This window comes from Aequorivita vitellina (genome assembly GCF_022008365.1).
GTDB lineage: Bacteria > Bacteroidota > Bacteroidia > Flavobacteriales > Flavobacteriaceae > Aequorivita > Aequorivita vitellina.
On the sequence record NZ_JAIRBA010000030.1, the window covers coordinates 1 to 20,108 of the forward strand.

Genomic DNA, 20,108 nt, shown 5'->3' on the forward strand with positions numbered 1-20,108 from the left:
CAATAACAATTAACTCAATAACCCAATCCGGGAAAGGTCTTAAAAAGTAGCGCATAAAATAAAAGGCCGCCTAATTAGTTTTTAGACGACCTCTTCAATTTAAGTGACCTTGCCAGGATTCAAACCTGGAACCTCCTGAGCCGTAATCAGAAATTTCATTATTTGTTAGTTATTTAGTGATTACCTAAAAATTCATTAACCCTAATGATAATGGCAAATATACTACTTTCTGTTAATATCTGTTATCTGTTTATTAATACTATTAGTGTGCAAATAGTGTGCAAATAGTGTGCAAATGATTATATTTGTTGTAAATAAAAGACAAAGCGATGAGTTATAACATTTCGATAGTATTAGATAAAAGGCGAGCAAAAGAAAACGGTAAATTCCCTGTTAAACTAAGGGTTTACAGTAAGTCAGGTAATTCAAAGAAAGTAAAACTTTACTCTTTAGATATTGATTTAACAAATGATGAATTTGAAACCATTTGGATAAATGCCGAAAACAAAAATTTAAGAGGTTCTAATAATGAAACACGTTTAAAACTTCAAGCAATAGAAACAAGGGCAAACAATGAAGCAAAGGAAATGACTGTTTTTGACTTTGCTAAATTTGAAACTAAACTATTTCGCAAATCTTCTGATAAAAATAATGTTAAGTATCATTTTGATTTAGTTATTCAAAAGAATAGGGATAACAATAAAATTGGAACGGCTGAAAGTTATAGATGTACCCTCAATTCATTAGCGAAATTTAGCAAACTCAAAAAGAAGTGTGAAGTTGAAAAACTAACTTTTGATATGATTACGGTTGACTGGTTAAAAGAATATCAAAATTTTATGATAGCTAACGGCAAAAGCTATACAACCGTTGCAATTTATACAAGAACTTTAAGAGTAGTTTTTAATAACGCAATTGAAGATAACGACATCATTAAAGACAATTACCCTTTTGGTAAAAACAAATACAAAATACCAAGAACCAAAAAAGTAAAAAAGGCTTTAAACTCTATTCAGCTTAAAACGTTGTTTGATGTTGAGGTTTTAAATGATAACGAACAACAAGCAAGGGATTTTTGGTTTTTTAGTTATGCCAGTAATGGAATGAATTTTAAAGATATTGCGCTTTTAAAATATTCAGATATTAAAGACGAAAAATTTTCTTATTACAGGGCTAAAACATTTGATAAGACAGCCGAAAAAACAGAAATAGTAATCTACTTAACGGACTTTACAAAAGGTATTATTTCAAAGTATGGCAATAAGTCAAAAACTGGTTTTGTGTTTAATATCATATCTTCTAAAGACACAGCCGAAAAACAGTACAAGAAAATTAAAAACTTCACTCGCTTAATAAATGACCATATTAAAAGAATAGCCAAAAGAAACGATTTGCCGAATGATATTAGTACGTATTGGGCAAGACATTCATTTGCTACTAATTCATTGCGAAAAGGGGCAAGTATGGAGTTTATAAGTGAAGCCTTAAACCATAGCGACCTCAGCGTTACAAAAAACTACTTTGCAGGTTTTGAAGATGAAGCGAAAAAGGAGTTTGCTAATTCCTTACTTGACTTTTAAAGTTATGTTGACAAATATTTTATTTTTTTAGTCCTACATTTAGTACATTACCTACACAGAATAAAAGACAAAATGAATAGACAAAAGTTATTATTACTTGGCAATTTAAAAGAGCACAAATATTCTTTTTTAGATAGCCCAATTATACAAGCCGATGTAAACGTGTATGAAGTGCCTTTTGCAACCGAACCAACTAAGGGAGAGCATAGTTTAGAAAGTTGCGAAAATTGTCGTAAACATCGTTTAACCTTAATTGATGAAATTAATGAGATTGTAAAAGATTTTCCGAATTGTTGTGATAATCATAAGAACCTAAACAATAAAGGCTACTTCAACATAACTGACTTTAACGGTATTGCTGAAATGATAGCAGATAAAGTTTTGTACTCTTACCACCACATTATTAATAACCTCGACAGTGAAGATTGGTATAGTGATATAATAGCGTATCTAAATTATAGTATTGAAAGTTTCGGTAAAATGCCTTCAGATTGTGGCGAACCGTTTCAATTATCAACTTTTTATAGTGCTTTAATGAGGTTATTAAAGAACATTGAAAAAGAAATTAAATCTGATAAAATTACGATTGTCGAGGTTAGAACCCGAATGAATAAAGTAATAAAACTAATCGATATTGAAAATGAGCCGTTAGAAGAAGTTAACCGTACAGATTTTAATCTTTTACTTACAAAATACGATGAATGGTTTAAAGCGTTCCCTTTTGATTTACCATATTTCAGAAATTTGAAGCCAAAGTTTAAAAGGGTAATACCCTTGCAAACTGGTAGAACACGTTACAATAAATATTTAGGCACAACTGAAAACGAAAAACATACTAATGAGAGCCTAACGGTTTATTTACTTCAAATAACCCAAAACATTATATCCAACATTAACGGCGCTACACTTTATGAAAAAGGTTTATTAAGTAATACAGATAAGATTGATATAGATTTATTAGTTCAGCATAGAAAATTACAGGCTTTAGAATTAAGTAAAATGCCTAACTCAAAAAGTGAAGATTATATCAAGGTTTTAAAAAAGTGGTTCAAACAAGAAATGAGGTTTATAAAAAAAATTACGCCAAAATTAAAAGATTTACCACCAAGCCAACCCGATTTTACATTTATAAATAATTTTGATCAAGTAGAGGCTAACAAGGTTTATGAATATTTTTTTGATAAACTTGTTAAAACAAAATACATCGATGAAACCACTTTACAGGATTATCTGATTTCTGCCTTTCAAGAAAAGCAAAAACCAAATCGAAGAATAACAATACATAATAAGTCAACGAATAAAAAAGTTCAAGAAGTGTTTTACAATTATTATAAAGATATTGCAGGGAAACCATACGGAAAGCAACAAAATTATGTAGAGTTATTAGGGAACTATTTTATAGGTTTTGACACCAAAAAACTAATTACGAACTTTAGTAAAACATACTAAAGCTATACTATTTCTACTAAAGTTGTACTTGTTGTACTAACTTATTTCAGACACCTTAACAATCAAATATCTATGCAGTAAACAACTAAATTTACTGTAATGGAAACATTAAAATTTGAAAATCTGCCAAACGCAGTCGCTGAACTTCAAAAAGTACAAAGCGAAATTTTAGCCTTACTACTTAACAAGGCTCAAAGTAAACCCGAAATTGAAACACCAATACAACTTGATGAAGTTGTACCAATTACAGGTTTAACTAAACCAACCCTTTACGGTTACGTTCAACGTAACGAGATACCATACCACAAAAAGGGAAACCGTTTATATTTTTTCAAATCCGAGATTATAGACTGGATTAAAACAGGAAAGCAGAAAACTTTAAAAGAAGTTGAAGCGGATGCAGATGCGTATTTGTCGAACAAAAATAAAGGGCTGAAATAATGGAAAATCACGATAACAGCCCGAATAAAAGACAAGGCAAAACTACAAATAAAAGCACCCAACTAAAAACCATATTTAACTATTTGCAAAATCATATTGCAACGGCTTCAATGGTTACAGATGCAACGGGAATACCTCAAAAATGTATTACACGCTATAAAAGGGATTTGGAAAAACAAGGCTTATTAGCTGAAGTAAAAAAAGGTTATTGCAAAATAACAAATCATTTGGCGTGGTACATAACCACCAACAAAAACCACTTTCCACAGTCGAACCAATTAAAGATGTTTTAAGCTATGAAAAAAGAAAAAACAAGTATTGGTATTGATGAAGTGGTAAACGAAACAGAAACGTTGTTAGAAGCCTTAAAAATGGACAAAGAACACCTAAAGCAAAACCAAGTTGAAAATATTCTAAGTGAAATGCTTAAAGGTATTGAGCCAGTCAATTTTAGGGAATATTGCAAAATGGATAACGATAAAGACAAGCTACAAAAGAAACATTTTTTAGTCGCTTGTATCGAGTTGCTTTTAAAGACTGTAAATGAAAACGGGTTTAGTCTTTGCCGTAAAAGTGAATTTATTTATTTGTTTAATTCCGAATACTGGGAAAATGTAAGCGATGAGGTTTTTAAAGACTTTTTAGGCGATGTTGCTCTAAAAATGGGAGTAGATAAATTTGATGCGAAACACCACCTTTTTAAAGATGAATTGTATAAACAGTTTATTGCAGATGCCGGACTTAAAGAAATTAAGCCAACAAACGGAACTACTTTAATAAACCTCCACAATGGCACGTTTGAAATAACACCAAAGAAACAGTTTTTAAGACCGTTTAAGAAGTCCGATTTTTTAACCTATCAATTACCCTTTGCTTATGATAGTGAAGCCAAAGCACCACAGTTTAAAAAGTTTTTAGATGAGGTATTGCCTGAACCCGAATTACAAAACATACTTGCAGAATATTTAGGTTACATATTTGTAAAGAATAGCGTTTTAAAACTTGAAAAGGTTTTATTGTTATTTGGTACTGGTGCAAATGGCAAAAGCGTTTTATTTGAGATTCTTATGGCTTTATTAGGCACTCAAAATGTTGCAAACTATTCTTTACAATCCTTAACGGCTGAAAATGGAAATTCAAGGGCTATGTTAGTAAATAAATTGCTCAACTATGCAAGTGAGATAAACGGGAAACTTGAAAGTAATATTTTTAAACTTCTAATATCAGGCGAGCCAGTAGAAGCAAGGCTATTGTATAAGAACACTCAAATCATTTCAGACTATGCAAGATTTATGTTTAACTGTAATGAATTGCCTAAAGAAGTTGAAAATACAAATGCTTTTTTTCGCAGGTTTATAATTCTACCTTTTAGAGTTACCATACCACCAAATAAACAAGATAAGGAACTATCAAAACGTATTATTGAAACAGAATTATCTGGAGTGTTTAACTGGGTTCTAAATGGCTTAACTCAACTACTCAAAAACAAGGATTTTACACAAAGTAAGATTGTTCAAAATGAAGTATTGGAGTACCAAAAAGAAAGCGACAGCGTAATGATGTTTTTGGAAGATGAAAATTACCAGCGATCTATTGAACAAGACAGACCATTAAAAGATGTTTTTGCTGAATATAAAACCTATTGTTTAGATAGTGGTTATCGTCTTTGTTCAAACCGTACCTTTTCAAGTCGATTAAGAAAAAATGGTTATACAGTTGAACGGAAATCGTATGGTAATGCCGTTTATATTGAAAGACAATTAATGTAGATAGTGTATAAAATGTACCTCTAAAAAAGATAAAATTTAGCAGTATGAATGATTACAGATATACATTAGAACCATACAACGGAATGAAAACCCGTTATCATTGCCCTAATTGCAATAAAAAAGGCGTGTTTACTAAATACCTTGATAACCATACAGCCGAACACCTTAACGATACAGTAGGTAAGTGTAACAGGCTTGTAAAGTGTGGTTATCATTACACACCAAAACAATATTTTGAAGATAATAATATTTCATTTGATACCTCAATTAACCACAAGGTTACAGCAAGGGTAAAGCCGAAGCCAAAACCCAAAACCAGTTTTATTGATGTTGAGGTAATGCGTAAAAGTAAAGCCAGTAAAAGCCCTAATTATTTTATTGATTATTTAGCCAGTCTTTGGAGTTATGAAGTAGCTTATTATTTGGCAGATTTATACAATATTGGTACTTCAAAACATTGGAACGGCTCAACAATATTTTGGCAAGTTGACAAAAATAACGCTATTAGAAGCGGTAAAATTATGCTTTACAATGCTACTAACGGCAAAAGGGTAAAAGAACCTTATAATCATATTAACTGGGTGCATAAGGCTTTAAAACTTGACAGCTTCAATTTAGAACAATGTTACTTTGGCGAACACTTATTAAATAGTGATGCCACTAAACCAGTTGCAATAGTTGAAAGCGAAAAAACAGCCATTATTTCAAGTGTCTATTTGCCTGAATTTATTTGGTTAGCGTGTGGAAGTGCTAACAACCTCAACGAAGCGAAAACCAAAGTACTAAAAGGGCGTAACGTGGTACTGTTTCCCGACCTTAAATGTTTTGATTTATGGAATGACAAAATATCACAGCTTACCTCGTTAGCGACCTTTAGAACCTCAACACTTTTAAAGGACAAAGCAACGGAAACCGAAAAGCAACAAGGTTTAGACCTTGCAGATTATTTAGTAAAGTTGTCCTAATGATTAAGGTTAAAAAATGAGAAAGATAAAAGGTTTATTCTATGCAGAAACCGTTTCGGGCAGTTGCCGTATTGATATGCGATTTATGCTAAGGGAAAAATACATAGTAAGAAATGCGGAAACGTGGGGCGTTATAAACTGGACAAGCGGACAAGCCGTTAATTTCAGATGCCGAATGGGCAAAACGGAAAAGTATTTGCGTTTGATGTATGCAGTTACCGACCGAAACGGAAAGCGTACCGACTATGATTATAAAATTGAAATTGATGAGGTGCAAAGTAATTTAGGAAAAGGTACAATCCTATATTTTCTTTGTCCTGAAAGCTGGAAGCGTTCCCGTATTCTAATTTCAGCTTATGGCGAACCAAAATTTATAAATAGGGAATATTACGAAACTAAGTACAGTTTAAGAGTTTATTACAGTTGTCAAAAGTCTTCAAAGACCGATTATCATAATAACCGCTATTTCGATTTAAAAAAAAAAGTGGACAAGCTTGAAACTGAATTAAAGGAAAAACACCGTAACACCCACTACAAGGGCAAACCTACCAAAGATTTAAAATACCTGACAAAACTAAGAAATGAAATGAGATACCACGATGTAAGAAGATTACAGATTTTTGACGAACAAATCAATAAAAGATATTCCCTAAAGATTTAGGTTTCACAGCTTTTCAAACTATGCCAAAATTTGCAACATTCCCTAAACTATTTGATGATGCTTTAAGATTAGAAGCATCCTATTTGAATAAACACGGCTACCTCAACCCTAATAAAATTCAACGTGGTACTATTACCTGGAGTAAGAACGGCAATAAAACAGGCAGTATTTCATTTGAAACCAATACAAAAAATGAATGCCCTTATATTGAATTAGATTATAAATGTAATGGCGAGCCCCGAAACTATCGTATTTATTTAGACACGGTACAATCAAATTTAGGTAAAGGCGAAATTTGGTATTTCATTTGTCCAAATACTAATAAACGATGTAGAATACTATACAGTATTGACGGCTATTTTTTGCATCGTGAAGCCTTTAACGGCTGTATGTACGAAAAGCAGACATACAGTAAAAAATGGCGTGAAATGGAAATGATTTACGGTGCTTATTTTGATAATGATAAACACTATTCAGAATTATACAGTAAGAATTTCCGTAAATTCTACAAAGGAAAACCAACAAAACGCTATCTAAAATTATTAAAGGAAATTGAAAAATCTGATAGAATAGATTACAGGGAAATTGAGCGTTTAATGATATTGTAAATTAGAGAGTAAATCTAAAATTATATTTCCCTATCAGTCATGCGTATACAGATTATTACTAAGGGTATTATAAAAAACCTTATATTTGAATTTCTCCCCACTAAACCATTATTAACCTAAATGTATTTCAAATGAAAAAAATCATTTTATTGCTTGCTGTATTATCTTCAAGCATTGTTTTAGCACAAGACATCCCTCAATTAAAAATAACACCCAATGGAGTAGAGCCTATTGTGGTTGAGGTTGACAGTTTAACCGCTTCAGATATTTATAAGAAAGCACTTAATTGGGTTCAAGAAACCTACAAAAACCCTGATAAAGTTTTAAAGGCGAACATTACAGATGAGAAAATTAGAATTGATGGATTTGCAAATAGTGCTTTTTGGTGGCAATCTTTAGGAATTAAGCAAACTATGGATATGGAGTATACTATTGAAATTTCCTTTAAAGATGGTAAATATCGTCTTGAATACATAGTAGGACAGTTCTACGTTCCTGGTGGTCAACGAGCACTTTATACTTATAGTTCTTTTTTCAAAAAAAGTGGCGAAGTTAGAAAGGCTTATGATGATGCTATTCCCAGTATAGAGCAAACTATGAATGAACTTTCCCTCTCACTATACAATTATGTTAGTGGTAAAACGTCAAAGGTAGATAAGGATTGGTAGTATAAAATCTGAAATAGAAAAATAAGAGTTACCTCGTGGGTGGCTCTTTTTTTTTAAAATAACTTTTCAAAAATAAAATTGGAATAGGCGTATTTGCTCTCGTAAGAATTGTTTTGGTAACGGTAAAAAAACAATGTAGTTAATGTATTAAATGTACCCTAAAAAAAATAAAAATAATTTAGTGTCTAAACAGACGTAAATTTAAAAAAGTGTGCAAAAAGTATGCAAATGAAAAAACCAGTATTTACAAAAACGTTGTAAAGTACTGGTTTTATTAGTGACCTTGCCAGGATTCAAACCTGGAACCTCCTGAGCCGTAATCAGGTGCGCTATTCAGTTGCGCCACAAGGCCAAATTATTATCGCTTTAAGCGGGTGCAAATATATTTCTTTTTAAATTGCAAGGCAAATTAAAACCCGAAAAAAATGGATTTATACAAATATATTAGAAATATTGAACATTTCCCTAAAGCTGGTGTCCATTTTAAAGACATTACGCCCTTGCTTGCAGATAGTGCGGCGATGGAAAGTTGTGTTGAGCAGTTATTGGCAATGATTGAAAATCAAAAAATAGATAAGGTAGCGGCCATTGAGTCTCGCGGGTTTTTTTTCGGAACACTTTTGGCGCAAAAACTTAATGCGGGATTCGTGCCAGTTAGAAAGCCGGGCAAGCTTCCGTATAAAACATTGAAAGAGCCATACCAATTAGAATATGGAATGGACGCCCTTGAAATTCACGAAGATGCTATTTTAAAAGGAGAGCGTGTGTTGCTTCACGACGATGTTTTGGCCACGGGTGGCACTGCAAAGGCGGCGTGCAATTTAATTGAAGGTTTGGGAGGCGTAGTTGTGCAATGTAATTTTTTGCTTGAAATTGAATTTTTAAACGGAATTAAGAAATTACAAAATAAACCCGTAAAATCTTTACTGAAGTTTTAATCTAGCGCATTTTTAGTAACCCATAATTTATAGGCGAAAATAGCCATTTGTAATTTAGTGGCCTTCGCTAAATCTACCCCTTGTTTAGTAAAACTAGGAAGAACTTTACTATTTACTTTTGAAAGAAATTTGAAAAACGTCTTCTTCATGATGTTTAAAATAATGTATGAAAATAAACAATTTGAAATGATTTTTTTAAAAATTGAAGTTAAAACCTAATATAGAGACAAAGACCAATACATTATAAGGATAGTAATAAATTTTCTAAAGATTCTTTTTGGCATTTACTATCTTCGCCCACAAATAAATTTTGATGGATTATTTATTTCTTTTTCTAGGTTTGGTTTTGTTAGTTGTTGGTGGCGAATTTTTAGTTCGGTCGTCCGTAGCGCTTTCATTCAAACTTCATCTTTCAAAAATGGTTATTGGGCTTACGGTAGTTTCTTTTGCTACTTCGGCACCTGAACTTTTGGTGAGTTTACAGGCTGCACATAATGGATTTTCTGATATTTCAATAGGAAATGTCCTTGGCTCCAATATCGCCAATATTGGGCTAGTTTTAGGTATTACCGCAATTATTTCGCCCTTGGCAATAGATAAGGATTTTTACAAGCTCAATTGGCCCGTACTTATGGTTGTATCCATTGCGCTTTATTTTATTTTGAAAAGTGGTCGTATAATAAGCCATTCTGAGGGCGTAGCCTTGTTACTTATGCTTTTTGTGTATCTCTGGATTTTAATTAAGCGGGCAAAAGGGCAAAGAGAAACCATGCCAGTTGATGATGGTATTGACGAAGGACTGTCTAAAACATCAAATTTTAAAATTATTGTTTGGTTACTAATAGGCGCTGTGTCGTTGTATGCGGGAAGTGAGTTTTTGGTAAGTGGTGCCGTTTCTTTAGCAGAACAGTTTGGTGTTAGCGAACGGGTAATTGCCGTAACTATGATTGCAGTTGGAACCAGTATTCCCGAACTTGCAGCTTCAGTTATTGCCGCGTTAAAAAGGGAAAAGGCTATTTCGCTTGGAAACCTAATAGGGTCAAATATTTTTAATATTTGTTCTGTTTTGGGAATTACTGCAATAATTCAGCCTATAGTATTAAAGAGTGAAGAAGTGCTTACCAACGATATTTTCTGGATGATTGGTTTTGCTGGGGTTTTAGTTCCATTAGCATTTCTTCCAAAATCCTTTGAACTTGGTAGAAAAAGAGGGATTTTCTTGTTAGGAGCGTATGCCGTCTTTATTGGGATGACAATTTTAAAATAACTCAGTATTTCTGTGAAATCCTAAAAATTTAGGGGGTGTTCATAAGTTTTTTGTCAATTCGTGTAAATTAACCATTCAATTTGAGGGGGTGTATTTGTGTTTTTTCTATTTTTGCCTCGTAAAACTAAAAACACAAGGATGTCAACTTTAAGATTTTTTGCAATTAAGGAAACCTTTAATAGGGTTCCAGTACCTGTTTCTGAAACAGAGAGACGTTCCGATATTTTCGGAAAAAACGTATTTAGAGAATCTGCTATGCGGCAGTATCTTACCAAGGATTCTTTTAAAAGCGTTATGGATGCTATAGAAAATGGCTCTAAAATAGAACGTCACATTGCAGACCACATTTCAACAGGATTGAAGGAATGGGCAATTGCCAAAGGCGCTACACATTACACACACTGGTTTCAACCTTTAACTGGTGCAACAGCCGAAAAACACGATGCCTTTTTTGAAACCATAGAAAATGGTCAAGCTATAGAAAAATTTGGCGGTGGGCAGTTGGTTCAACAGGAACCGGATGCTTCAAGTTTTCCGAATGGTGGGATAAGAAATACCTTTGAGGCGCGTGGTTATACTGCTTGGGATCCTACTTCACCTGCATTTATTTACGGCACAACATTATGTATTCCCACGGTTTTTGTTTCATATACGGGCGAAGCTTTAGATTACAAAACACCTTTGCTGCGTGCCTTGCAATCTATTGATAATGCTGCAACAGCAGTGGCAAAATATTTCGATAAGAATGTAACAAAAGTAACCGCCACTTTAGGTTGGGAGCAAGAATATTTTTTAGTTGACAGTGCATTGGCGGCATCCCGTCCAGATATTTCGTTGGCTGGAAGAACCTTATTAGGACATTCTTCAGCAAAAGGACAGCAGTTGGATGATCATTATTTCGGTTCTATTCCAGCACGTGTTTTAAATTTTATGCGTCATTTAGAAACAGAATGCATGCTTTTGGGAATCCCGGTAAAAACGCGCCACAACGAAGTTGCGCCAAACCAGTTTGAATTGGCTCCTATTTTTGAAGAAACTAATTTGGCTGTAGATCACAATTCATTATTAATGGATTTGATGCACAAAATAGCTGACAAGCATAATTTTAAAGTGTTGTTTCACGAAAAGCCTTTTGCGAATGTAAACGGAAGCGGAAAGCACAACAACTGGTCGTTGGCAACCGATACGGGCGTTAACCTTTTGGGACCTGGCAGTACACCTATGAAGAATCTTCAGTTTTTAACCTTCTTCATTAATACGCTTAAAGCCGTAAACGATCACGAAGAATTGCTTAGAGCATCTATTGCAAGTGCAGGTAATGACCACCGTTTGGGCGCCAATGAAGCACCACCGGCAATTATTTCGGCATTTATCGGGTCACAATTGACCGAAGTGTTGGACGAGTTGGAAAAAGTAACTAGCGGAAAACTTTCTCCACAGGAGAAAACAGATTTAAAGTTAAATGTAGTTGGTAAAATTCCAGAAATTTTATTAGACAACACAGATAGAAACCGTACTTCGCCATTTGCTTTTACAGGAAATAAATTTGAATTTCGCGCTGTTGGGTCAACTGCCAATTGTGCAAACCCAATGACGGTTTTAAATACTATTGTGGCGAACCAACTTATTGCTTTTAAAGCTGAAGTGGATGTTTTAATTAAGGACAAGAAAATGAAGAAGGATGATGCCATCTTCAATGTTTTAAAGGAATATATAAAAGATTCAAAGCGAATTCGTTTTGAAGGAGATGGTTACGGCGAAGCTTGGGAAAAAGAAGGCGAAAAACGCGGGTTGAGCAATCATAAAACAACGCCGCGAGCCTTGCAAGCAAAAGTTTCTGAAAAAACCGTCGCACTATTTGAAGGTCTTGGCATTATGAGCCGAGTTGAATTGGAGGCGCGTTATGAAATTGAAATGGAAGATTACGCGATGCGCATTCAAATTGAAGGACGTATTTTGGGAGATATTGCTAGAAACCACATTATTCCAACAGCTATTCAATATCAAAATATTTTAATTGAAAATGTTCAGGGGTTAAAAAATATTTACGGAACTGACTTTAAGAGTTTGGCTGGCGAACAAATGCAACTTATAGAACAAATTAGCGAACACATAGCAAAAATTAATAAAGGTATTACCGAAATGATTGACGCTCGTAGAAAAGCAAACAAAATTGAAGACCCAGTTGAAAGAGCTTTTGCTTATTGCGATGAGGTGAAATCGTATTTCCAAGTAATCCGTTATCACTGCGATAAACTCGAGTTGCTTGTTGATGACGAACTTTGGCCGTTAACAAAATACCGCGAGTTGCTTTTTACTAAATAATTTATACTTAAAACAGGCTATTTAATATGCTGTAAACCGTCTAGCTTTTGTTGGACGGTTTTTACTTTTAAATGACAAAAAGGTTCTGAAGTGGTAACCTTTCAATTTAAATAATACCGTGTTTATTGTTAAAAAAATATATTAATTCCATGTGGTGATTTAATAATTTGAAGTACAGTTTCAAAAAAAGCATAATAGCAATTCTGATTATTCTTCGCTATTTATAAAAACCCCAAGACACTACCTTTGTGGGCTTTTTTTTAATCCGTACTTTTGCAGCTATAACCAAACCCAATGAGTAAAGAAATTTCAAAACGTTACGCACAAAGAGGTGTTTCGGCCGGAAAAGAAGATGTGCACAAGGCCATTAAAAATGTAGATAAAGGATTGTTTCCAAACGCATTTTGTAAGATTGTTCCAGATTATTTAACTGGTGATAAAGATTATTGCCTCATAATGCACGCCGATGGTGCTGGTACGAAATCTTCACTAGCGTACGCATACTGGAAAGAAACAGACGATCTTTCGGTATGGAAAGGAATTGCTCAAGATGCACTTATTATGAATATTGACGACCTGCTTTGTGTAGGTGCAGTTGATAATATTATGCTTTCTTCAACTATAGGAAGAAATAAAAATTTAATTCCGGGTGAGGTCATTTCGGCAATCATTAACGGTACCGAAGAGTTGATTTCTGAAATGAAAAAATTTGGGGTTACCATTCATTCCACAGGAGGTGAAACTGCAGATGTGGGCGATCTTGTGCGAACAATTATAGTTGATTCTACTGTTACTGCCCGAATGAAGCGAAGTAACGTGGTGGACAATGCAAATATAAAACCGGGCGACGTTATTGTTGGTTTGGCATCTTTTGGGCAAGCAACCTATGAAAAGGAATACAACGGTGGAATGGGCAGTAACGGCTTAACGTCTGCCAGACATGATGTTTTTGAAAAATATCTAGCCAATAAATATCCCGAAACTTTTGACGCATCCGTACCTTCTGAACTTGTGTATTCAGGTTCAAAAAAATTAGATGATGTTGTAGCAAATAGCCCCATAAACGCTGGAAAATTGGTGCTTTCGCCCACGCGAACCTACGCACCGATTGTTAAAGAAATATTGACGCAATTCAGTAATAAAGAAATCCACGGAATGATACACTGTAGCGGAGGCGCGCAGACAAAAATTCTTCATTTTATTGAAAATTTACATATTATAAAAGACAATATGTTTGATGTTCCGCCACTTTTCAAATTGATACAAGAGGAAAGTAAAACAGATTGGAAAGAAATGTACCAAGTGTTTAACATGGGGCATAGAATGGAGCTTTATGTGCCTGAAGAAATAGCAAGTAAAATTATTAAGATTTCACAATCATTTAATGTTGATGCGCAAATTGTGGGTAGGGTAGAAGCATCAGAAAATAAAAAGCTTACTATAAGCGGCGAGAACGGCACTTTCACATACTAATTTCGTTAATATGAAGAATACCTTTTATATAATCTTTACGCTATTTCTGTTTAGTTTCAATAATATACTTGCAAATGTAAATTCACTTTTCTTAGCGCATATAGAAAAAGACACACTTCACTTAGGTTGGAAATCAAAAAGTGAAGTTGGTTTATTGCTAAATCAGGTGTCGTTTACAAATTGGAATTCGGGTGGAACAAACTCTATCTCGGGGATAATTTCGGGGAAATCTGCGGCAAAATTTAAAACCGAAAAGTGGTCTTGGAATTCAGTATTAAACTTGAAATACGGTTTAAACAAACAACAAGATAATGGTATTAAAAAAACGGAGGATATTATTGAACTAAATTCTAATTTAGTCTTGCAAACAGATTCTATTAGCAATTGGTTTTACTCTGCGCGGCTTAGTTTTAATACGCAATTTTCTAACGGATATAAATACCCAAATACGGAAGAAGCTATTTCTAGATTTTTGGCTCCAGGATATATGTTTTTTGGAATGGGGATGGAGTATGGCAAGAAAATAGAACAATTGTCTTTTTACGCATCGCCGTTCACTATAAAAACCACTTTTGTACTCGATGACTATTTAGCAAATAAAGGTGCGTTTGGGGTAAACCCAGCCATTTTCGACGAAGATGGAAATATGCTTAGCTCTGGTAGTCGCGTTAAACAAGAAGTAGGAATATTGTTGACTAATAAGTATGAAGAAAAACTTTTTGAAAATATTGAACTCAACAGCTATTTAAGATTATATACAGATTATTTAAATAGTTTTGGAAATATTGACATTGATTGGGAATTGCAACTAGACATGAAAGTCAATAAGTTTGTGAAAGCAACATTGGGCTCACACCTTAGATATGACAATGATATTAAAGTTGAATCTACTCGAAACGAAATTACAAACGAGGAAATTATAAGTGAAGGGCCAACCGTTCAATGGAAACAAATTCTTGGCGTTGGCGTAGTTATCGATTTTGATAAACTAGTTCAAACAAAAGAAACATCTTAATTCTCCAGTATCCCCTTTGCTGCAAACTAAGAATTCAGCAGATTTATCATTTCAAAATATCATATTTTCAATCGAAATATTATCGATTAAAAAATTGTAAATTTGCACTCATTATAAAATTTCTATGTTAGACAGGCTTCAAATAATAAAACAACGTTTTGACGAGGTAAGCGACCTTATTATTCAACCCGATATAATTAGCGATCAAAAGCGTTATATTCAATTAAACAAAGAGTATAAAGATTTGAGAATTTTGATGGATAAACGATCAGAATACTTAGAGCTTACAGCTAATATCAACGAGGCTGAAGAAATTATAGCCGAAGGTAGCGATGCTGAAATGGTTGAAATGGCCAAAATGCAACAAGAAGAAGCGAAAGAGCGTTTGCCTAAATTAGAAGAAGAAATTAAGTTTCTTTTAGTGCCCAAGGACCCCGAAGACGCCAAGAATGCAGTAATGGAAATTAGAGCTGGAACTGGTGGCGACGAAGCAAGTATTTTTGCGGGCGACCTTTTAAGAATGTACACAAAATACTGCGAAAGTAGAGGCTGGAAAGCTAATATTATAGATTTTAGTGAAGGTACTAGCGGAGGTTTTAAGGAAGTACATATTGAAATAGAAGGCGAAGATGTTTACGGAACCCTCAAGTTTGAAGCAGGCGTACACCGTGTGCAGCGCGTACCACAAACCGAAACCCAAGGTAGAGTACACACGAGTGCTGCAACGGTTATGGTTTTTCCAGAAGCCGAAGATTTTGACATAGAAGTTAACCCAAAAGATGTACGCGTAGATTTTTTCTGCTCTTCAGGACCTGGTGGGCAATCTGTAAACACAACTTATTCGGCAGTGCGTTTAACGCACGTTCCAACCGGTATTGTGGCGCAATGTCAAGACCAAAAATCGCAACATAAAAATAAAGAGAAAGCGTTTAAAGTACTTCGTTCAAGGTTGTACGATTTAGAGTTGGCGAAAAAGCAGGCTGAAGATGCATTAAAACGCGGATCAATGGTTACAAGTGGTGACCGAAGTGCTAAAATTAGAACCTACAATTATTCGCAAGGTCGCGTGACAGATCACCGTATCAATCTTACTTTGTATAACCTCGGAAATATTATGAATGGAGACATTCAGGAAATTGTTGACGAACTTCAACTTGTTAGTAATACTGAAAAACTTAAAGAAACAGGCGAAACATTTTAAAGTTTCAATATTCTGAAAAAAAAATGACTACAGAAAAATTAGTTTCAGAAATTAGAAAAAAGCACTCTTTTCTATGTGTGGGTTTAGATGTAGATCTTGATAAAATCCCGAGTTTTCTTTTAAATGAAGAAGACCCTATTTTTTCCTTCAACAAAGCTATAATAGACGCGACCCATCAATTTGCCGTCGCTTATAAGCCAAATACAGCTTTTTATGAAGCCTATGGTATTCAAGGCTGGAAATCTTTAGAAAAGACTATTAAATATTTAAATGAAAACTATCCAGAAGTTTTTACTATTGCAGATGCAAAACGTGGCGATATTGGCAATACTTCTTCCCGTTACGCAAAAGCATTTTTTGAAGATTTAGGTTTTGATTCGGTAACGGTTGCGCCTTATATGGGTAAAGATTCTGTAGAACCTTTCCTCAATTTTAAGGACAAACACACCATTCTGCTTGCGCTTACTTCTAATGAAGGTGCATTTGACTTTCAAACTAAAAAAGTTGAAGATGATGAAGTGTATAAGCACGTTTTGAAGACATCAAAAAACTGGAAAAATAGTGAAAATTTAATGTACGTTATTGGCGCTACAAAAGCGGAGTATCTCGCTGAGGTTCGCAACATCGTTCCAAAAAGCTTTTTATTAGTTCCCGGTGTTGGCGCGCAAGGTGGTAGCCTTACTGAAGTTTGCAAATACGGAATGGCTGAAAATATTGGCTTGCTTATAAATTCTTCTAGAGGAATAATATATGCTTCACAAGAAGCTAATTTTGCAGAGGTCGCTGCTAAGCAGGCTGAAAAAATGCAACTTGAAATGAAGACTATTCTCGATGGAATTCATTGATCAATTAAATAGAACTGTAAAGCTTTTAAAAATTCCGCAGCGCATCATTTCATTGGTGCCGTCCCAAACTGAATTGTTGGTAGACCTTGGTTTGCGCAATCGCATTGTGGGCGTCACTAAATTCTGTATTCATCCAGAAAATTTAAAAGACGAAAAAACAATAGTAGGCGGAACCAAAAACGTAAACTTCGATAAAATTAAGTTGTTACAGCCAGATATTATTATTTGCAATAAAGAGGAAAACACCAAAGAGATGGTGCAAGATTTGGAGAAAATTGCGCCGGTATGGATTAGTGATATTGAAAATATTCCGGATACGCTAGCCGTAATTTCTGCTTTTGGTGAAATCTTTAAGGTGGAAATGGAAGCTTCAAAATTAATTTCCAAAATTAATGCTGAAGTTGAAAATCACCGTGAATTTATTCAGCCTTTAAGTTATAAAAAAGTGCTGTACTTAATTTGGCAAAACCCGTATATGGCTGCTGGACGGGGAACGTTTATAGATTGCTTATTGCAGGAAAATAAGTTCGATAATATATATTCAAAAAACCAGCCGCGCTACCCAGAAGTAAAGACTGCAGATTTTATTAACGCAGATTTAATTTTGCTTTCTACAGAACCCTATCCATTTAAGGAGAAGGATGTGGCTGTGTTTAGAAATAAATTTAATACTGAAGTGAAACTAGTAGATGGCGAATTCTTTAGCTGGTACGGTTCGCGTTTAACCGAGGCATTCAGCTATTTCAAAACTTTGCATAATGTATAGTTACTTATCTGCCTGTTTAAACGATAAATATTGAATCTCTCGGAATACTTTATCAGCTTGTTTGTGGGCATCTTCACTTTTTCGAGAATCTTTAAGAGACATTTCAAAAGAACGTTTCATTAATAGTCTGTACTTTTCTTTTAATAGTTCAATTCTAGATTTCCTTTTAAATAAGCTTAGCATGATTGTATTTTTACAACATACAAAGATAAGATTGCATTTGGTAACTTATTATTAATAAGAGGTTAAGAAAATCACAAAGGAGTTTGGAGCTTTTGTTTACTTAATCTTGTAAAGCAAAAACCTGTCTGAGAAGATTGGTGGTTCTTGCCGCAATATTGGTACGAATCTCTTTTTCTTCAATACTAATCATTTTGTAAACACCATTTAACGCTTCGTTTGTTACGTAATCTGTTAAGTCTGGATTGACTTTGGTAACGAAGGGAACTGAGTTGTATCTTGTTATAATATTGGTCCAAATTTGATCTGCTCCAACTTTAGAAAAAGAATGTTTTATAACTGGATTAAATTTTGAATATAATGCGGTGGATGTTCGCTGTTCCAGATAATTGGTAGCTGCGTTATTTGGGCCTAATAAAATATTTTTTGCATCGGTAAACGTAATTTGTTTTACGGCATTTACAAAAATAGGCGTAGCTTCCTTTACAGCGTCTTCTGCGGCTCTATTTAATGCTTTGATGCCTTCGTCTGCTAAACTGCCCAAGCCGATGTCTCGTAATGTCTGATCTACTTTTTGCAATTCTGAAGGCAACATTATTTTTACTAATTGATTTCTGTAAAAACCATTTTCTTTGGTTAGTTTAGAAACTTGTTTTTCAATCCCAAAATTTAGCGCTTGCTTTAATCCATTTGCAATCATGGTCGGGTCTGTACCTGTTTGTGTAGGTAGCGTGTTAACTACCTGCTGCAATTCTGCGCACGACATTACAACAAATAGAGAACAGAAAAGAAATATTTTTTTTAAGACCATGTTTTTAGAATTACGTGAGTTTCAAATATAAAAAAGCCCTTCAAAATTGAAGGGCTCTTTTTATAAAAAATTTTAAAGATTCTTATTTAAGAACTTTAACTGTTTTTGTAGCATTGCCAATAGTTACTTGAACCATGTAAGCTCCAGAAGCAAGACCGCTCATATCAACTTTAGGAGAGATAACTCCTGGTTGCTGAGTAAGAACAACTTTACCTAATACATCGTAAACTGTTACATTGTCTACAGCAGTTTTAGTGCTAATAGTCAATACATCTTTTACTGGGTTAGGATATACACTGAAAGAACCAGCAGCGAAATCTTCAACTCCACTTGTAGCAGATTCAAAAACAACATCATCTAAGTAGTACTGGTTGTTAGCGTCGATAGAGAAAAAGTCAACTCCACCTAAGTTACCACCAGAAGTATAGAAATCTCCATTGTAGATTTCAGTACCATCGATAGACATAACAACAGTGTCAGTATCTAAATCAATTTCGTGTGTAAGTTGGAACCAAAAGTTTTCAGGGTATGTAAAAGTAGCAACAATGTTTGCAGGGTTTGCATCATCTACAACGTAACCTGTACCAGGAGCTAAGTTGTCCATGTTAAAGTGTACGTTAAGTCCCCAGATTCCTCCTGAAGCTCCTGTGTCTTGATCTTCTTGGATGTTATAGTAACCAGTTTTTCCACCAGGAACGTACATATACCAAGAAAGTGTGTATTGTCCAGAAGTTTGGTTTCCTAATAACAACATAGCATCTTGAACACCGTCGTCACTAATATAACCTGATTGTGAACCTGAGAATGCTTGGTCGGTAGTAATTACTAAATCTTCAGGACCAGCAGCGCCACTCCAGCTAGACCAATGGTCTTCATGAACAGGACCAGTAGAGTATCCTTCCATGTCGTCATTGAAAAATTGTGCGTTCGCACTAAAAGTGAAAGCTCCTATAGCAAAAGCCAATAAGTAAATTTTTTTCATAATGTTTAAGTTTTTAATTGTTTAATATTGATGCTGCAATATACAAAATTATTAAAATAACGCAATAGAATTTTGATTTTTTTGTGATATCAATAGTGAGCTAAAGTATTATGTTCGTTAAGATTTGACTAAATTTGCATTTCACAAAATTTCAAATAAACACT

The 20,108-nt window shown here is 34.2% G+C and carries 21 protein-coding genes and 1 tRNA gene; 17 read left to right on the top strand and 5 right to left on the bottom strand.

The genetic code is table 11. The features are described from left to right. Positions 1-329 precede the first annotated feature (329 nt). The 9 genes from K8089_RS13225 (at position 330) to K8089_RS13265 (ending at position 8,141) form a co-directional block, all read left to right on the top strand. On the top strand, positions 330-1,580 hold the full coding sequence (locus K8089_RS13225; RefSeq protein WP_237603771.1) for a tyrosine-type recombinase/integrase: 1,251 nt from the start codon (positions 330-332) through the stop codon (positions 1,578-1,580). A 72-nt stretch (positions 1,581-1,652) separates the two neighbouring features. Continuing rightward, entirely contained in the window at positions 1,653-3,029 is a 1,377-nt protein-coding gene (locus K8089_RS13230; protein WP_237603772.1) for a hypothetical protein, read from the top strand. Between the two features lie 99 nt (positions 3,030-3,128). After that, positions 3,129-3,470, top strand: coding sequence for a helix-turn-helix domain-containing protein (locus K8089_RS13235; protein WP_237603773.1), 342 nt, complete (start codon positions 3,129-3,131; stop codon positions 3,468-3,470). Beyond that, positions 3,470-3,763, top strand: coding sequence for a helix-turn-helix domain-containing protein (locus tag K8089_RS13240; protein WP_237603774.1), 294 nt, complete (start codon positions 3,470-3,472; stop codon positions 3,761-3,763). The genes K8089_RS13235 and K8089_RS13240 overlap by 1 nt, the downstream gene beginning before the upstream one ends. A 3-nt stretch (positions 3,764-3,766) precedes the next feature. Continuing rightward, positions 3,767-5,239, top strand: a complete 1,473-nt coding sequence (locus K8089_RS13245) for a DNA primase family protein (protein ID WP_237603775.1) — start codon at positions 3,767-3,769, stop codon at positions 5,237-5,239. A gap of 44 nt (positions 5,240-5,283) precedes the next feature. Further along, a complete protein-coding gene (locus K8089_RS13250; protein WP_237603776.1) occupies positions 5,284-6,204 on the top strand; it encodes a DUF6371 domain-containing protein in 921 nt (306 codons plus the stop codon). A 16-nt stretch (positions 6,205-6,220) separates the two neighbouring features. Then, positions 6,221-6,865 carry a hypothetical protein gene (locus tag K8089_RS13255; protein WP_237603777.1) on the top strand — a complete coding sequence of 215 codons (645 nt, stop codon included), beginning with the start codon at positions 6,221-6,223 and terminating at the stop codon, positions 6,863-6,865. Between the two features lie 20 nt (positions 6,866-6,885). Further along, the gene (locus K8089_RS13260) at positions 6,886-7,473 is read left to right on the top strand and encodes a hypothetical protein (protein ID WP_237603778.1); all 588 of its coding nucleotides are present in this window, start codon (positions 6,886-6,888) and stop codon (positions 7,471-7,473) included. A gap of 131 nt (positions 7,474-7,604) precedes the next feature. After that, on the top strand, positions 7,605-8,141 hold the full coding sequence (locus K8089_RS13265) for a DUF4468 domain-containing protein (RefSeq protein ID WP_237603779.1): 537 nt from the start codon (positions 7,605-7,607) through the stop codon (positions 8,139-8,141). Positions 8,142-8,419: 278 nt separating this feature from the next. Here K8089_RS13265 and K8089_RS13270 read toward each other — a convergent pair. Further along, positions 8,420-8,493: transfer RNA gene (locus K8089_RS13270), tRNA-Arg, on the bottom strand. A gap of 73 nt (positions 8,494-8,566) precedes the next feature. Here K8089_RS13270 and K8089_RS13275 point away from each other — a divergent pair. After that, positions 8,567-9,079, top strand: a complete 513-nt coding sequence (locus tag K8089_RS13275) for an adenine phosphoribosyltransferase (protein WP_237603780.1) — start codon at positions 8,567-8,569, stop codon at positions 9,077-9,079. On the opposite strand, the gene K8089_RS13280 is transcribed toward K8089_RS13275, so the two are convergent. Continuing rightward, positions 9,076-9,228 carry an SsrA-binding protein gene (locus tag K8089_RS13280; protein ID WP_237603781.1) on the bottom strand — a complete coding sequence of 51 codons (153 nt, stop codon included), beginning with the start codon at positions 9,226-9,228 and terminating at the stop codon, positions 9,076-9,078. The two genes, K8089_RS13275 and K8089_RS13280, sit on opposite strands and share 4 nt — an antisense overlap. A 164-nt stretch (positions 9,229-9,392) precedes the next feature. On the opposite strand from K8089_RS13280, the gene K8089_RS13285 reads away from it, so the two are divergent. The 7 genes from K8089_RS13285 (at position 9,393) to K8089_RS13315 (ending at position 17,971) form a co-directional block, all read left to right on the top strand. Next, positions 9,393-10,346, top strand: coding sequence for a calcium/sodium antiporter (locus tag K8089_RS13285; protein WP_237603782.1), 954 nt, complete (start codon positions 9,393-9,395; stop codon positions 10,344-10,346). 138 nt (positions 10,347-10,484) lie between these two features. After that, positions 10,485-12,671, top strand: coding sequence for a glutamine synthetase III family protein (locus K8089_RS13290; protein ID WP_237603783.1), 2,187 nt, complete (start codon positions 10,485-10,487; stop codon positions 12,669-12,671). Positions 12,672-12,965: 294 nt separating this feature from the next. Further along, complete coding sequence (locus K8089_RS13295) at positions 12,966-14,144, top strand: AIR synthase related protein (RefSeq protein ID WP_237603784.1); 1,179 nt, start codon at positions 12,966-12,968, stop codon at positions 14,142-14,144. 10 nt (positions 14,145-14,154) lie between these two features. Further along, on the top strand, positions 14,155-15,159 hold the full coding sequence (locus K8089_RS13300) for a DUF3078 domain-containing protein (RefSeq protein ID WP_237603785.1): 1,005 nt from the start codon (positions 14,155-14,157) through the stop codon (positions 15,157-15,159). A gap of 124 nt (positions 15,160-15,283) precedes the next feature. Then, positions 15,284-16,360, top strand: coding sequence for a peptide chain release factor 1 (gene prfA, locus K8089_RS13305; RefSeq protein ID WP_237603786.1), 1,077 nt, complete (start codon positions 15,284-15,286; stop codon positions 16,358-16,360). 23 nt (positions 16,361-16,383) lie between these two features. Next, positions 16,384-17,205: an orotidine-5'-phosphate decarboxylase gene (gene pyrF, locus K8089_RS13310; RefSeq protein WP_237603787.1), complete on the top strand. Its 822-nt coding sequence runs from the start codon at positions 16,384-16,386 to the stop codon at positions 17,203-17,205. Next, complete coding sequence (locus tag K8089_RS13315; protein WP_237603788.1) at positions 17,192-17,971, top strand: ABC transporter substrate-binding protein; 780 nt, start codon at positions 17,192-17,194, stop codon at positions 17,969-17,971. The genes pyrF and K8089_RS13315 overlap by 14 nt, the downstream gene beginning before the upstream one ends. Here the strand turns inward: K8089_RS13315 and K8089_RS16710 are convergent, their stop codons facing one another. The 3 genes from K8089_RS16710 to K8089_RS13325 all read right to left on the bottom strand — a co-directional run bounded on the left by K8089_RS16710 (position 17,972) and on the right by K8089_RS13325 (position 19,944). Further along, entirely contained in the window at positions 17,972-18,154 is a 183-nt protein-coding gene (locus tag K8089_RS16710; protein ID WP_269352097.1) for a Lacal_2735 family protein, read from the bottom strand. 100 nt (positions 18,155-18,254) lie between these two features. Beyond that, positions 18,255-18,917 carry a DUF4197 domain-containing protein gene (locus K8089_RS13320; RefSeq protein WP_237603789.1) on the bottom strand — a complete coding sequence of 221 codons (663 nt, stop codon included), beginning with the start codon at positions 18,915-18,917 and terminating at the stop codon, positions 18,255-18,257. Between the two features lie 127 nt (positions 18,918-19,044). Beyond that, a complete protein-coding gene (locus tag K8089_RS13325) occupies positions 19,045-19,944 on the bottom strand; it encodes a T9SS type A sorting domain-containing protein (RefSeq protein ID WP_237603790.1) in 900 nt (299 codons plus the stop codon). Positions 19,945-20,108: the final 164 nt, after the last annotated feature.